The sequence below is a fragment of the Nocardia sp. NPDC049707 genome, assembly GCF_040674855.1.
In the GTDB taxonomy this organism is placed as follows: Bacteria; Actinomycetota; Actinomycetes; order Mycobacteriales; family Mycobacteriaceae; genus Nocardia.
Window position 1 is genome coordinate 51,417 of record NZ_JBFANN010000035.1, and the last position, 13,565, is coordinate 64,981.

Annotated in this window: 14 protein-coding genes and 1 pseudogene; 5 read left to right on the forward strand and 10 right to left on the reverse strand. The window is 64.7% G+C overall.

What is annotated here, in order from left to right; all coding sequences use genetic code 11:
• Nucleotides 1–225 precede the first annotated feature (225 nt).
• On the forward strand, nt 226–807 hold the full coding sequence (locus AB0J29_RS26690; RefSeq protein WP_364791822.1) for a hypothetical protein: 582 nt from the start codon (nt 226–228) through the stop codon (nt 805–807).
• 275 nt (nt 808–1,082) lie between these two features.
• Here AB0J29_RS26690 and AB0J29_RS26695 read toward each other — a convergent pair whose 3' ends face one another.
• The 4 genes from AB0J29_RS26695 to AB0J29_RS26710 form a co-directional block, all read right to left on the reverse strand.
• On the reverse strand, nt 1,083–1,370 hold the full coding sequence (locus tag AB0J29_RS26695; RefSeq protein ID WP_364791825.1) for a hypothetical protein: 288 nt from the start codon (nt 1,368–1,370) through the stop codon (nt 1,083–1,085).
• 350 nt (nt 1,371–1,720) lie between these two features.
• Nucleotides 1,721–2,374 (reverse strand): Uma2 family endonuclease, encoded by a 654-nt coding sequence (locus AB0J29_RS26700; protein WP_364791828.1) that lies wholly within the window; start codon nt 2,372–2,374, stop codon nt 1,721–1,723.
• Between the two features lie 63 nt (nt 2,375–2,437).
• Nucleotides 2,438–3,013 (reverse strand): threonyl-tRNA synthetase editing domain-containing protein, encoded by a 576-nt coding sequence (locus tag AB0J29_RS26705; protein ID WP_364791832.1) that lies wholly within the window; start codon nt 3,011–3,013, stop codon nt 2,438–2,440.
• 18 nt (nt 3,014–3,031) lie between these two features.
• Nucleotides 3,032–4,237 (reverse strand): phosphotransferase, encoded by a 1,206-nt coding sequence (locus AB0J29_RS26710; RefSeq protein WP_364791835.1) that lies wholly within the window; start codon nt 4,235–4,237, stop codon nt 3,032–3,034.
• A 209-nt stretch (nt 4,238–4,446) separates the two neighbouring features.
• Between AB0J29_RS26710 and AB0J29_RS26715 the strand changes: the two genes are divergently transcribed.
• Complete coding sequence (locus tag AB0J29_RS26715) at nt 4,447–7,221, forward strand: AAA family ATPase (RefSeq protein ID WP_364791838.1); 2,775 nt, start codon at nt 4,447–4,449, stop codon at nt 7,219–7,221.
• 6 nt (nt 7,222–7,227) lie between these two features.
• On the opposite strand, the gene AB0J29_RS26720 is transcribed toward AB0J29_RS26715, so the two are convergent.
• The 3 genes and pseudogenes from AB0J29_RS26720 to AB0J29_RS26730 form a co-directional block, all read right to left on the reverse strand.
• On the reverse strand, nt 7,228–7,815 hold the full coding sequence (locus AB0J29_RS26720) for a class I SAM-dependent methyltransferase (RefSeq protein WP_364791865.1): 588 nt from the start codon (nt 7,813–7,815) through the stop codon (nt 7,228–7,230).
• A gap of 207 nt (nt 7,816–8,022) precedes the next feature.
• Nucleotides 8,023–8,193, reverse strand: a pseudogene (locus tag AB0J29_RS26725) (winged helix-turn-helix domain-containing protein); the annotation flags it as partial.
• Nucleotides 8,194–8,316: 123 nt separating this feature from the next.
• Nucleotides 8,317–8,970: a Uma2 family endonuclease gene (locus AB0J29_RS26730; RefSeq protein ID WP_364791841.1), complete on the reverse strand. Its 654-nt coding sequence runs from the start codon at nt 8,968–8,970 to the stop codon at nt 8,317–8,319.
• A gap of 96 nt (nt 8,971–9,066) precedes the next feature.
• Between AB0J29_RS26730 and AB0J29_RS26735 the strand changes: the two genes are divergently transcribed.
• Entirely contained in the window at nt 9,067–9,378 is a 312-nt protein-coding gene (locus AB0J29_RS26735) for a hypothetical protein (RefSeq protein WP_364791844.1), read from the forward strand.
• A 70-nt stretch (nt 9,379–9,448) separates the two neighbouring features.
• Here the strand turns inward: AB0J29_RS26735 and AB0J29_RS26740 are convergent, their stop codons facing one another.
• The gene (locus tag AB0J29_RS26740) at nt 9,449–9,658 is read right to left on the reverse strand and encodes a DUF397 domain-containing protein (protein WP_364791847.1); all 210 of its coding nucleotides are present in this window, start codon (nt 9,656–9,658) and stop codon (nt 9,449–9,451) included.
• Nucleotides 9,648–10,532, reverse strand: coding sequence for a helix-turn-helix transcriptional regulator (locus AB0J29_RS26745; RefSeq protein WP_364791850.1), 885 nt, complete (start codon nt 10,530–10,532; stop codon nt 9,648–9,650). The genes AB0J29_RS26740 and AB0J29_RS26745 overlap by 11 nt, the downstream gene beginning before the upstream one ends.
• Before the next feature lie 222 nt (nt 10,533–10,754).
• Here AB0J29_RS26745 and AB0J29_RS26750 point away from each other — a divergent pair, with 222 nt between their 5' ends.
• On the forward strand, nt 10,755–11,447 hold the full coding sequence (locus AB0J29_RS26750; protein WP_364791853.1) for a hypothetical protein: 693 nt from the start codon (nt 10,755–10,757) through the stop codon (nt 11,445–11,447).
• 17 nt (nt 11,448–11,464) lie between these two features.
• Entirely contained in the window at nt 11,465–11,731 is a 267-nt protein-coding gene (locus AB0J29_RS26755) for a hypothetical protein (RefSeq protein WP_364791856.1), read from the forward strand.
• Between the two features lie 188 nt (nt 11,732–11,919).
• On the opposite strand, the gene AB0J29_RS26760 is transcribed toward AB0J29_RS26755, so the two are convergent.
• Nucleotides 11,920–13,380 (reverse strand): hypothetical protein, encoded by a 1,461-nt coding sequence (locus AB0J29_RS26760; protein ID WP_364791859.1) that lies wholly within the window; start codon nt 13,378–13,380, stop codon nt 11,920–11,922.
• Between the last annotated feature and the right edge of the window lie 185 nt (nt 13,381–13,565).

Consider the following 13,565-nt stretch of genomic DNA (forward strand, 5'->3'; position numbering starts at 1 on the left):
ACGCGTCCGGTTTGCGCCAACACCCGCACTCTTCTTGCCTGGCTTACGGCCGATTTTTCGGTGCCGCACGCCCCTGACCAGGTCTTCCCCTTTCATCGTTCCCATGGCTGGCGATACTTAGAACAACGTGCCGTTAAATAGCGTTACATTAGGCAGCGGGAACAGCACCTCCCTCGGCCCGTATCGACGTCGGCCGCGGGCGAGACAATGATGAAGGAGACGTCGATGAGCAACGTCAGCGAACTGCGCGACACCCCCAGGCCTACGAGCGGTTCCGACCAGGCGCGTAATGCCAAGGGACGAAACAAGATCCGAGCACTGTCCTTGCTTGCGGCCATTGCGGCGAGCATCGGCGGATTCGGTATCGGCACCGAGACGCCCGCGGCCAATGCCGACATCGGCGTGCGCTGCCTGTGGGCCGGTGAAGCCGTGCAGCAGGGCGTGGTCATCTCCGCGGGCGGCTGGACATACCGGTGCCAGTCCGATTTCTTCGGCTTCGCACGCTGGTCTCGTGAGGGCTACGCCTCCGGTCGCAGCAGCGTGTACAACCCGGGTACCAACGGCAATCCCGCCGGCAAGTTCAGTCCGGGTGCGCAGCAGCCGGGCACCGAATACATGGACTACTGCGTCGGCAGTCAGCTGATCGAGGGGCGCGAAGATATCTACGAGGCCGTTGCGGACGGCCGCGGCGGGCTGTATTGGCGTGCGGCCGGGCCGATTTCGGACTGGACCTTCGATATGAGTGCGAACCGGCCGGGGCCGTCGTGGCGGTCCTCGAGCCTGTGTATAGACGGTAGCCTGACCTGAGCCACAAACCGCGAATCTTCCTACAGCTGAAGCCCTTTCGGGTGGTCATGCCATTCGGCACGCGCCGCTCGGGAGGGCATCGGTCTGTTTGCACGTCTATTAGCACACAATCAATTGGCCACTAGCGGAGTGCAATTGGCTACCAGGTGCAGTTGTGCTCCAGGTGGCGATTGTCGAAGTGATCTCATCGGATGCGGCGCACAAACGACTGCGACCGCCGCTCCTTTTGGAGCGACGGTCGCAGTCGTAATAGGAAGAGCCGCAAGGGGAGTGGGTCAGCGGCGGCCCTCGGAGGGCACCCAGACCCAGCGTCCGCCATCGCCGCCACTCTCGTACGTGCCCCGGCTCGAGTTGTCGCCGGAGGCAGCGTGATCCTGATCGGCGACACGGCGGCTGCCCGAGTTGCCGTTGCTGTACCCACCGCCTCGAGCCCCGCCGCCGTTGCTGTTGCTATGGCTGCCGGGCGCCGCGATGGTCGACTGAATCGCCATGGCAGCCGGTGTGATCACGAGTGCGCCGGCGACTACACCAGCTATGACGACCTTCTTCGACTTGAGGTTCATGGTTACCGAAATCTCCTTCGTCCCGCTGAGCCCGGACTTGGTCGGTAAGTGGGTGTGCCGGGGATGCAGGTTGTCTGAGGTCTATTGTGCCGCTATTTGACGGCACAATCAATAGTGAACCGTTAGGAACCTTTGTATTTTTCGGCGGTCTTCTCGTTCCCGGGTCAGGGCTGGGAGTTACGCGCACGGGGATTCGATGGCACGTGCCGCGGCGCTCGGTGCACGCTGTTCGAATGCGGCGATGCATGCTGTCGGTGTCGTGGACGATGTCGACGCTTGGCGGCGCCGGTTCCGCCCCGTAGGGACAGTAGTGGTCGCCGCACTGGGACGCTCCCCATCGATGGGGATGCTCAGTACTCGAGTTCGGCCCAGGGGATGGCGATGGGGAACGGGAAGTCGATGGCGATGCCGTCCCGGTCCCCGTGGGTCCACTCGCCGACGATGATGTAGTTGGCGGGGCGCAACGGGTGGACACCATGCGGCAGCTGGGCGTGCCCGACCTCGAGGCCATAGGCGCGAACCGTTGCGATGGCACTGGATTCGCGGTCCAAGGCGACTTCCCAGTACCAGGGAATCCCGGCGCCTGCGTAGCGGCCCTTCTTCGCTTCGATATCGGTCTGGGTGTTGGAGGGGGACAGCACCTCGCCGACCAGCAGGACGTCGCTTGCACGGACATCCTGGTACGGAGATTCGAGGCAACGGTAAACAAGGAAGTCCGGGGTCAGGAAGTCGGACTTTCCGCTGGTCCCCAGGAAGACATTGGTCTCGAAGTCGACGAGCCAACAGCTCTCTGCCTGCTCGGACATCGACTTGCGTGCGTGATATTCGATCGAGTTCGTCAGCCGACGCGTGAACCGCTGATGCTCACCGGGTCCGCGGCGCACCCACACCACACGACCGTTCCACAGCTCGATCTGCCCAGCGATCTCCTCGGGGAGACGTTCCAGTTCCTCCCAGGTCATGTACTCGGGGAGGTCCGGACGCTCGATACGCGGAAAGGACATGCCGCAATGGTAGTGGTTGAGCGACATCATGGTGTCCGGCCGGGCAGTCGATTCAAGCCATCCTCAGCGTCGACCACGCTCAGGGCTGACGCAGACCTTCCTTTCCCCTGCGGCCAACGCGGAATGTGCCAGCAACCGTGAGCGCGGACCGTGCCAGCGCAGCATCGGCTCGCGCTGCCGGTTGTCGTCGGCCGACATGTGGATCACCTGCTGTGTCCCGATCCCGTCGAGCGGGTCGACACGGCAATTCTTGTACCAGCCGAACGGCATCAGATGCACCTGCTCACCGCGCTCCTCGAGCCGCTCGGTGACCTCGGTCAGTACGTCGAGTGCCTCGGCGAATTCGGAGAGCACATCGAATCCCGCTGGGGTGCTGGCTCTTTCGTCGGGGCGAGGCAGACACGCGAAGCCCTCGACGACGATCGGTCCGGCGTCGGATTCGGTGACGATGCGCCGGACCAGCTGCACGGCGGTGCCCGCCAAGGCCCGGTCGCCGCGGTCCACCCCGATCGTCACCAGCAGGCAGTCGTGGAAGGACCTGCGTGCCCCGATCACCGACGGTTCGATATGAATGGCGCACGGGCTCGCCGTCGTCACGGTGTATTCCACCGTGTGACAACGATTACTGACGATGCGCATCGGCTCCCTCTGGTCCTTTCATCCGGTCGCCTCGACGGCTCCGGCGGCATCGAGGTCGAGTACGGCGATCGCGGTGCGCTCGATGATGCCGAGGCAGACCTCATCGGGCTGATACTTGGGTTGAATGGCGCTGCGGCCGATGGTCGAGAGCCAAATGAAGTACGGATACAGCGCCTGCTGGCGGTAGGCCAGCCAGGCCGTATCGAAGTCGGGTGCGGGTGCTCCGCAGGCGGCTAGTCGATCCAGGTACCCGCTCAGTAGCTCGCGCTCCCAGGCTCGGCGGTCGGCCACAGCCAGACCGGATGCGACCACATACGCGAAGTCGTAGGCCCAGCTGCCGCGCAGCACGACCTGCCAGTCGGTGAAACCCATTCGGCCCGCGGCGGTGACGTAGGTATTGCCGATATGGCTGTCGCCGTGCAGGAAGGTCTGCGGACCAGTGCTGGCGATCTCGAGCGAGCGCTCCAGGGCGCGATACAGCCGGTCATGTTGCGCCGGTAGTGCGTTCGGAATTACCGAGGCCGCGCGCTGAGCCCCGACCCGCGACCGCGTCGGCATGCCGATCAACCGGTCGAGATTGGCGAAATGTGCCCGCGGCGCCTTGAGCCACCGGTGCAGCCGGAGTCCTTCGTCGTTCCAGTAGCGGGCGTGCCAGGTCGCCATGGTGCTCAGCAGATCTTCGATCTGCTCGCGTCCGATCGGAGTGCCCGGCGTGCAGAAGCTGGCGCCCTTGGTGCTGACGATGTCCTCGAGCAACGAGATCGAACGCCCCGAGCGGCTGTCGACCGCGCTGTGATAGCCGCGAGGTGCCTCGATTTCGAGGTCGGGCCGCACATGTTTGAAGAAGCCGGGTTCACCGTGCAGGATGCCGGCCAGGTCGAGGGTCAGCCGCTGGGTGAAACCCGCCGTCGTCTTCGCGAACAGGTTTTCCGGTAGACCCGCGACCCGCCCGATCTCGTTGTAGCCAACGGTGAGTTTCCACCGTGTCGAGGTACCGCTGCTGTTGTCGCCGATATCGAACGCCTCGACGACCGCACCCGGATGGTCGTAGCACAGCACCGCGGTCAGCCAATGGGTGGTCAATTCTCGACCGGTCACCGGCACATCGGCCGCACGCAGGGCCTGTGGACGGGTGACCGCTTCCCGCGCGAGATGACTACCGATGCGAGTGATTCCGCGTACCACCGCGAGTGCGGGGTGTCGGGTAAGTGCCTCGGACTGCAACGGTTCTCCTCTGCTCGGCGGCCGATCAGACCTGCTGTATCCGGTCGGTTCGCCGGTCGCGAGCCGCCGTTAACGGACCCTATGGCAGCCGCCAAGCGGGAACATCCGTCATAGCGGGCAGGAATATCCGCATCTGGAGGTGCGATATCGCGCTGGCCGGGCGATGTGCATGCTGCACGAGGCCGTGTGGAGGGCATAGGATCCTCTGCGTGCAGGGTCGCCTTACCTCCGTATTCGTCGGTCGCGATGCTGAGGTCGAGCATGTGGTGTCGTTGGGTCGGCAAGCCGCTGCGGGGGCGGGGACGGTGCTGCTCGTCGAGGGCGAGCCGGGTATCGGCAAGACCGCGCTGCTCGATACCGCCGCTGCCGGATACCCGGCCGACGGTCTGACCGTCCGCCGTGGTGCCGCGAAGGAGTTGCAACGGCAGGTGCCGTTCGCGGCGGTGTGCTCCTGGCTGGACAGCGATCGCGGATCCGATCCGGTGCGCGCGCTGCTGCGCAGTGGGGAACGAGCCGGTGACGGTGCGGCGACGCACGAGTTCGCGATCACCGAGGCGATCCTCGATCTGGTCGATACCTGGTGTGCCGCTGGGCCGGTCGCATTGATCATCGACGATGTGCACTGGGCGGACCGGCAGAGTCTGACGGTGCTGAACCGGCTCTGTGGGGTGGTCGGCGATTTGCCGCTGCTGCTGGTGCTTGCGGCGCGTCCGCTGCCGAGGGACACCGGATTCGTCGCGTTGACGGCCGAACTCGTGGAACGGGGTGCGCAGATGATTCGGCTCGGTGCGCTGCCCGAACCGGCTGCGGCGGAACTGGTTCGGCATATGGTCGGTGCGGCACCGGGGCCGGGCCTGATGCGGCAGGTGGTCGGTGCGGGCGGAAATCCGCTCTACATCACGGAATTGGTGGCCTCGCTCTTACGCGACCAGGCGATCACGGTGATCGCCGATACCGCGGATCCGACCGAAACGGCCGATGGCCCCTCGGCATCGTTGGCGGGGGCGATCGCACAGCGGCTGGAATTCCTGTCCCGGTCGGCGCGGCAAGTACTGCCGATGGCCGCCGCACTCGGACCGACCGTGTACGTCGCGGAACTGGCCGCAGTACTGGACAGTCCGATCCTGGAAATCTGGAAAGTCGTCACCGAGGCGACCGACGGTGGACTGCTCACCCATGCCGATTCCGAACTGATCTTTCGGCACGACCTGATCCGTCAGGTCCTCGCCGATCAGCTGCCCGATTCACTGCGCGCCGGATTGCTGCGCCGGGCCGGGCAGATCCTGCTGGCCACCGACGCACCGATCGAGCGGATCGCGTACTACCTACTTGCGGGGGAGACCGAGCTGGACAAGCCGGCCCTCGACTGGTTGGTCCCGGTGGCCGACAAGTTGATCGTGCGCGTGCCCGAGATCGCGGTGCAGCTGTTGCAGCGTGCGGCGGGTACCACGGACCTCGGCATGCGTCCGGTCCTGCTGCGACTGCACGCCCAAGCGCTGCTGTGGAACGGTCGCGCGGCCGAGGCCGAAGCCCTCGTGCGTACGGCGCTGCTGAACCGGCCGGGGGACGATATCGAACTGCGTTGGTTGCTGATGCAGGCCTGCCATGCGCGCGGCGATCTGCGCGAAGTCGTCGCCGTTGCCGAAAAGGCCCTGGCCACAGCGAATCTCACGGATGCGGACGCGGGTCGATTCCACGGGATGAGCGGTTTGAACAATTTCTTGCTCGGCCGGTTCGACGCCGCGGAGGCGGCGGGTGCGCGGGCGCTGGCGATCGGGGATGCCACCGAGAATCCGCTGGTGACCGGATACGGACTGTTGACCGTGGGGGCCGTGCGCTACACCCACGGCGACCTCGACGAGGCACTGGAACTGAGCAACCGCATCATCGCCGTCTTCGACAGCGGATTCGGTTCCGACCAGTTCGATCCCTATATTCTCTCCGCACACTGCTTGATCGAGCTCGATCGGCTCGCCGACGCGGAAGCGGTGCTGCACAAGGCGATCGGACACAGTCGCCGGATCAACGGTGTCTATCTCGGTGCCAACGTGGTCGCCAAGGCACGGCTCTATCTATTGAACGGACGCTGGGACGATGCGATCGTCGAATGCGCGTCGGGCCAGTCGGCGCCCGACGCCTTCGGCTACACCCCGTTCCTGCACGGCCTGTCCGCGCTGATCGGCATCCACCGCGGCACCTTCCTGCCCGGTCCGGACGACATCCCCGCACCGAACAATCAGCTGGGCAGCAGTGGATACGGCCAGTTCTTGCCGTGGATCAAGGCCCTGACGCTCGAGACTCACGGCGACCCGCGCGGCGCACTGGATCTCCTCGTCGACGCGCACCAGCGCCTCAGCGACGGTTTGACCTCGCCCACGCTGTATTACATCTTCCCGGATATCGCCCGGCTCGCCGCCGATGTCGGTGACGAGCAGGCGGCGCGTTCGGTGGTGGCGGCTTCGGCCGAGCTGGCCCGTCGCCAACCCACGGCATCCAGGACCGGTACCGCGCTGCTGTGCCGCGGCGTCGCCGAACGCGACCCCGCGATCCTGCGCACGGCCGCCGCCGATTTCCGGAAGGCGGGGCGACCGTTCTATGAAGCGCAGGCCCATGAGAACGCCGCATTATTGTTCGCCGCGGACGGGAGCGCCTCCGATGCCCGCGGCGCCCTGGATGCCGCGGTCGAGCTCTACACCGGCCTTGGCGCTTCCTGGGATACCGCCCGCGCGGTCGCGCGCATGCGCCCGTATGGAATTCGCCGCGGTGTTCGCGGACCCCGCAATCGGCCCAAGTCTGGACGGGCCGCCCTGACAGATACCGAACGCAAGGTGGCCGCCTTGGTCGCCGAGGGCTTTGCGAATTCCGATATCGCGGCGCAGATGTTCTTGTCGCGCAGGACAATTCAGTCACACGTGTCCAACATCCTGGCGAAGCTCGGCATCGGATCGCGGCGCGAGATCGCGGCGGCTCTATCCGGGAAGTAGTGCGCGCTAGATCCGGTTGATCGTCGCGAGCCAGGCCGGTGCGCCGTTGTCATGGAATCGCGTCTCGATCCGGTCCGCTTCGATGGTGGCGATACGCCAGCCGCCGCCATCGAATGCCGTGTAGAGCTCGTTCCGGCTGACGGGGTGCGGGCCGGTATCGGGCCCGTCGTCACTGAAGCACAACACATACAGCGTGCCGCCGTGCTCGGTCACCGAGGCCAGACTCGCCGCATATGCCGGTCGCTCGTTCGCGTCGAAGCTGTGGAACAGCCCGGAATCCAACACTGTCTCGAACGTGCGCCTCAACAGCTCCAACTGCAAAGCATCGGCCGCAATGAACTCTACGTCGGTCCCACGCTCGGCGGCCTTTGTCCGCGCGTGTACCAACGCCGTCTCGGCCACATCCACGCCGAGCACCGAAAATCCCAGCGCCGCAACGTGCAGCGCATTCTCCCCGCTGCCGCACCCCGCATCGAGCACCGCCCCCGCGAACCTGCCCGCAGCTCCCAACCGCACGATCGCCTGCTGCGGCCTGCCTACATCCCAGGGCGCGGGCCCATCCTGATACGACGCATCCCAGGGCAGCCCGGTCATCCGCTCATGACTGGTCGGCTGCCGCCCCTCTAACGAATCCCCTGACAGTGTCATACCCCACATCCTCTCACCTGGCGCATAGCGTTGGCCCCAGGTCGGGGAACGGCGATGGCCGCGATTTCCGGGTCAGGCTGTGCAACCCGCAAGGGCACCCATAGCCATCGACTCTGCAACAGCGACCGAATTCGTCACGGCGGTACCAGGATTCCACCGGTAGCCGTAGCTGTGGACGGTCGTAATCAGTCCGGGGCGGTTCAACTTGGTGCGCAGCACATTGACGTGCACGTAGAGCGCATGTGATACCGCGAGGAACGCATCGCCCCAGATGCGGTCGAGCAGCTGCTGACGACTGACCGCCGTACCCGGTTGCTCGACCAGCGCCCGTGCGCACGTGATCGTGTGTGCGCGCTTAGCCCGCGCCCGCGCCGTCATCACCTCCGACCCCGACGATCTCCGCGCCCTCGACCCGAACGTCCGGCTCGAAGTCGTGTGACCCTGCGGTCAGTATTCGAGATCGGTCCAGGGGATGGCGATGGGGAATGGGAAGTCGATGGCGATGCCGTCCGAGTTCGCGTGGGTCCATTCGCCAGCGAGGATATAGTTGGCGGGGCGCAATGGATGGACACCATCCGGCAATTGGGCGTGGCCGATGTCGAGGCCATAGGTGCGGACTATTGCGATGGCGCTGGCTTCACGGTCCAACGTCACTTCCCAATACCACGGAATACCGGCCCCTGCGTATCGGCCTTTCTTCGCCTCGATATCGGTCTGCGTGTTGGAAGGGGACAAGACCTCCCCGACCAGCACGACGTCAGCGCTGCGAAGATCCTGGTACGGGGAACCGAGGCAGCGGTGGACCAGGAAGTCGGGCGTCAGGAAATCGGACTTGCCATTGCGCCCGAGGAAAACGTTTGTCTCGGTGGTCACCCGCCAGCAATGCTCAGGATGCTCCGACATGGTCTTTCGCGCACAGCGTTCGATTGTGCTCCAGAGACGGTTCGAGAAGGTCTGATGCTCCGCAGGGCCGCGTCGCACCCACACCACGCGTCCATTCCACAGCTCGATCTGGTCGGCGATCTCCGCGGGGAGGCGTTCGAGTTCGTCCCAGGTCATGTACTCGGGGAGATCCGGGCGCTCGATACGCGGAAGGGACATGTCGCAATAGTAGCGGTCGAGCCCATCGCCGACAGACCTTGCGCGGAGTCGCTACTCGTTGGTGCTGCCGGGATTCGAGCAGCTCACACGGGCCGGATGCGCGTTGCGAACCCGAACTGGCGGCCGGCGCACGCGGCAGCGATCGCCACCATGCTCGCACAGGTGCGGCGCAACAGCCCCCGGCACCCGATCGGGCGGCTGCTCGGCGCGGCAGGTGTGGAGGTCATCGACCTCGATCGCCGCCATGCCCAAGCAGTCGGTGCGCTGCTCGCCAGTTCCGGTGCCTCTGATGTGGTGGATGCGCACGTGATCGTGTGCGCGCGGTCGACTCGTGCCCGCGCCGTCATCACCTCCGAACCCGACGATCTCCGCGCTCTCGACCCGAACGTCCGGCTCGAAGTCGTGTGAAGTACGACGGCCGCACCTCGAAACATATTCGGGGTGCGGCCGCTTGGTTGCTCCGCTGGGTTCCTGGTGGTTAGGCGGGGTGGTTGAAGGCTCCGGATTGGATGCCGGTGGTGAAGGCATCCCATTCGGTCGGGGAGAAGGCCAGGGCTGGGCCGGTTGGGCTCTTGGAGTCGCGGACGCCGACGATGCCGTTGTCCAGGAACGCGACTTCCACACATTCCTTGGTCCCGCCGCTGCGGCTGCTCTTGAACCACTGGGCTGCGGATAGGTCAACGTTCACGCTGGTACTCCTTTGCTATCTTCCGCAGCAGCGCTCTGCTGCCGACCTCGTCCAGCGCTGCTTGCTGGATGATCTGGTGCGCCTGTGTGTATCGCTGCACGATACCCACCTTCTCGGAATACATGTCGCTGGTGTAGTTCTCGGCGTACACGATTGTCGGCTCAATCGGCTCTCCCCAGCTGTTCGTGGGGAATTCCAGGATCATGAACGGTCCGATCTGGTCACCGGTGGGGTAGCCCGCTGAGAACGGCAGCACACGTATGCTGACGTTAGGCAATGTGCTGGCGTCTGCCAAATGTTTTAGTTGAGCAGTCATCACAGACGGCCCGCCGATCACGCGGCGCAGAACTGCTTCGCCGAGGATCACGTTCAGGGTGGCGGGCCTTGTCTTGCGAGTGATCAGATTCTGTCGGCGCAGTTTCATCGCGATGCGCTGTTCGCGTTCTTCGACGGTATCACCGGGACTGGCAGCCTGTGCCAAGATGCGTGCGTAGTCCGCTGTTTGGAGTAGCCCCGGAACAAGATCCGGTTGGTAGGTCGTCAAGGTTTCGGCTGCGGACTCCAAGCCCATGTACACACTGAAGTTTGCGGGGATGGTTCCGCCGAATTCATGCCACCACGACTTCTCCGCCGCTTGCTTCGCCAGCCCCCGAAGTCCTTCCGCGCGTTCGGGATCGATGCGATAGATATCGATCATCCCCTCCAGCTCGCGCAACCGGATCTTCTGGTTCAGCCCCTTCTCGTACCGCTGGAGGGTGCTCTTGCTCCACTCCATCAGCCGGGCGGCCTCCTCCAGCGTCAGTCCGATCGCGTCACGTGCTTCGCGCAGCAATCGCCCGAGCTGCCGACGGGTGATGCTGCTATCGCTGTCCACCAATGAATTACCCCCAAATTTCGAGCCGACTGGTGCTCCAGAACCGGGAAGACCCTCCCACAAATTTCGGCTTTGCGCTGGGCTTTTCGGCTAATTGGCAGGCGTTCCCGTTTTCGGCTTCCGGGACGCCCGCGGGCGGTGTGTCCTAGAGATGGCGGTCGGCCGGATCCCTCGAGTCGACGGTCGCCATCGACCACCGACACACCGAAGCGAAGGTTCGCAATGATGACGAATGGGCGAGCGGGACAGCCGAATACAGCCGACTTGCGGATTCGGCCGGGCCGCGACGAGACTCGGAAACCGAAAGCGGTCGGCTTGGTGCGGACCGACGTATCCGGCCTCGCCGCGCCGCGGCATGCAAACGAGATCCGCCGCCACGCAGAGCAACTGGGTTACCGCTACCTCTATACGGTTCGGCCACCGGAGCATCCGGACACCGATCCGATCGGATACGGCCTCACCATCGCCAGTGGTGTGCACGCCGCCGCCCTGATCGTCTATGACCTGGCCAGCGTGGACAACACACCCGCCCGGGTCTGCGAGACCTGCGATCTCGAGACGGTATGCCCGCCGGTGACGTGGGCGCGCGCCATGTCCAGCGGTCTCGCCCCGGAGCACACACACCCGGACCATCCGCTCACCGTCGCCGAGGCGCATCGAATCATGCAGCAGCACATAACATGTCGCGCTATCACCTGCCCGATGAAGGCCGCCGCCTTCAGGTGTCTGGTGCGGGTGGGCGCGCTCGTCCCACCGGCCATGAGCCCGCGGGAACGCGCCGCGGCCCACGGCTTGCCGTTCGAACCGATCGGCAACCAACCGCCGGCATGGCGCGGGCCCGATCTCGCAACGCTGCTGGACGTGCTCGACGCGCTCATCGACGCGGATCCCCACACCCGCGCCGCCCAGCCATAACCGCCGCCGACGCCCGAATGGACGGCATCCACCGAACCGAAGTCGACGGTCTGCAAGCAACCTGGCAGCTGAACCAGCGTCATGAGATCGGAATCATGTGCGTACACAACACATCTGAAGCAACACAGGTTGCTTCGTTTGAACCCGGCGACTATCCCGACCTCGTCCAGGCACGCGAACGGCTACCGAAACTCGCCAAACTCTGGGACGCCGTTCGCCACGACTTCTGGACCGAAGTCATTCCGGCACACTGCCGTTCGCGCGCATTCGAAACGCGGGAGTGAGCCGGATGCCGAGCAGGACGCGCGATTCAGTGTCGCCGCAGCCGCTCGTCGATCTTGGGCCGGTGCAGGCGAAACCGGGTCCCCACGGTCCCGACCCGAATTCGACCTCGACTGCGGAGATGATGGAATCAGCCCGGTCATCGACGGCGTTCTCGGAGCCGTCGATTCATGGTGCGCGCGCCTGTCGGCTAATTAGAGGTGGTGCGGGGTTTCGGACCGATGTTTCGCTCAGTGGGTGGGTGGGGTGGGTTGTCGAAGTCCTCATAAAGCTCGATCACCGTATCCGGGAACCGATCCAGGAACGCGGCAGTGATCATGTTGTGGACTTTGTCGAATTGCGGGTGATCGATCTGCGGATTCTTATGGTATATGTAGGCGCGGGTATAGTCGCCATCTTTCTGGTTGTAGGCGATATAGCATGAAACCGCCACGCCTTCTGCCTCGAATTCGATCTCCCTGGGATAACCAAACGTTTCCCGCAGTTTACGGTGAGACATCCCCCGGGCCTCGACTGCGCGTAGCACCAGGGAATTCGGTCCGCTCGCCGCAAGAATGCCCGGCACATATCCGGACACGATTTCTTCAGATATGTCGGGTCGGAAAAACTTGATTTCTTCGACAACCATGGTGCCGGATATCTGTGGCTCCGAAACCGGCTGGTCCGCAGCCGTTCTCGGATTGCTGTCGTCGTCGCTGCCGGGAGCTGCTGCGGCTGCTGGTTTTTCGGCGTGGTCGCCAGGATCGCCCGGCATCGATTGTGCGACTGGGCGATCCGCGTCCGGGACGTCCGTTGTCTCGGGGAGCCGCGCCGCCGTAGCGGAATCCGCCTCAGGCGCTGTGGGTGTGTGCCTCGGCGACGATCCGGTCAGGTTATCGATGAACGGCACAGCGATGGTGACGTTGTGCGGGGCGCGCCGCTGGACGGCGTCCCTGACATCGTGGATGAATGCCTGCGTCTCGGGGTGCCCCCGGCTGTGTAGGTAACGGCCGAAATCGTGCTCTCCGGCCAGCAGGTCTCCCACGGTCGATATGAATTGTCGGACTGCTCGATCCTCGCTCGACAATGCGTCGGCGCTTCGGTCCATCCACGCTCGGAGGGCCCGGCGGAGTAGATCGGGTGCGGAATCGGACGGTGCCGCAAGCATTTCCGCCGCGGTCGTCGCGAACCACTGCCCGATCCGTTCCTCGGCTGATGTCGCGTCGTCGAAACTCGCCTGTATCTCGCGGGCCGTGTCCAGCAGGTAGGGCTCGACAACGATGTTCAGGAAGTTCTCGTCGAACGTCCGGGAGGCGAGATGGTCTGCATAGAGAGTATCGGCGGCATATCGTGTGAACAGGTATAGCGGTGATTGGCGCCCGAGCGAACGGCACTGCGGGAAATGCGGCCCGAACACTCCACCGCGCGGGATCTGGTTCCAGTCCGCATACTGGGTGGGCGTCAGCAGGGGCGGCGCCAGCCATTCGTGTTCCGCGGGAATCAGCGGTCTGGCCGCCACCAACATGAGGTACGCGTATTGCGGCATCTCGTCGAGGGACAGGTCGCGGGCAATCCGGGCGATGACGTTCGACAATCCATCCGCCGTCATGGTCTGAAACTTCCAGACAGGGAAAAGCACACCGGGCAGCTTCTGCCGATCCTGCACGATCATCAGTGCGCCCGGCTCCGAATTCGGCAGGCCAAGTTGCGCCGCCGCCTCCAGCGAGGCCGCGGTGAGCGCGCCGAGCGCACTGAACCGAGCACTCCGCTCTGCCAGCCAGGAGAGCTCCCAAGCTCGCTGTTCCGGGCTGTCGATCCAGGCTCGGCCCCGCAGTTCGCCAGCCGCGGGCCCCGGCA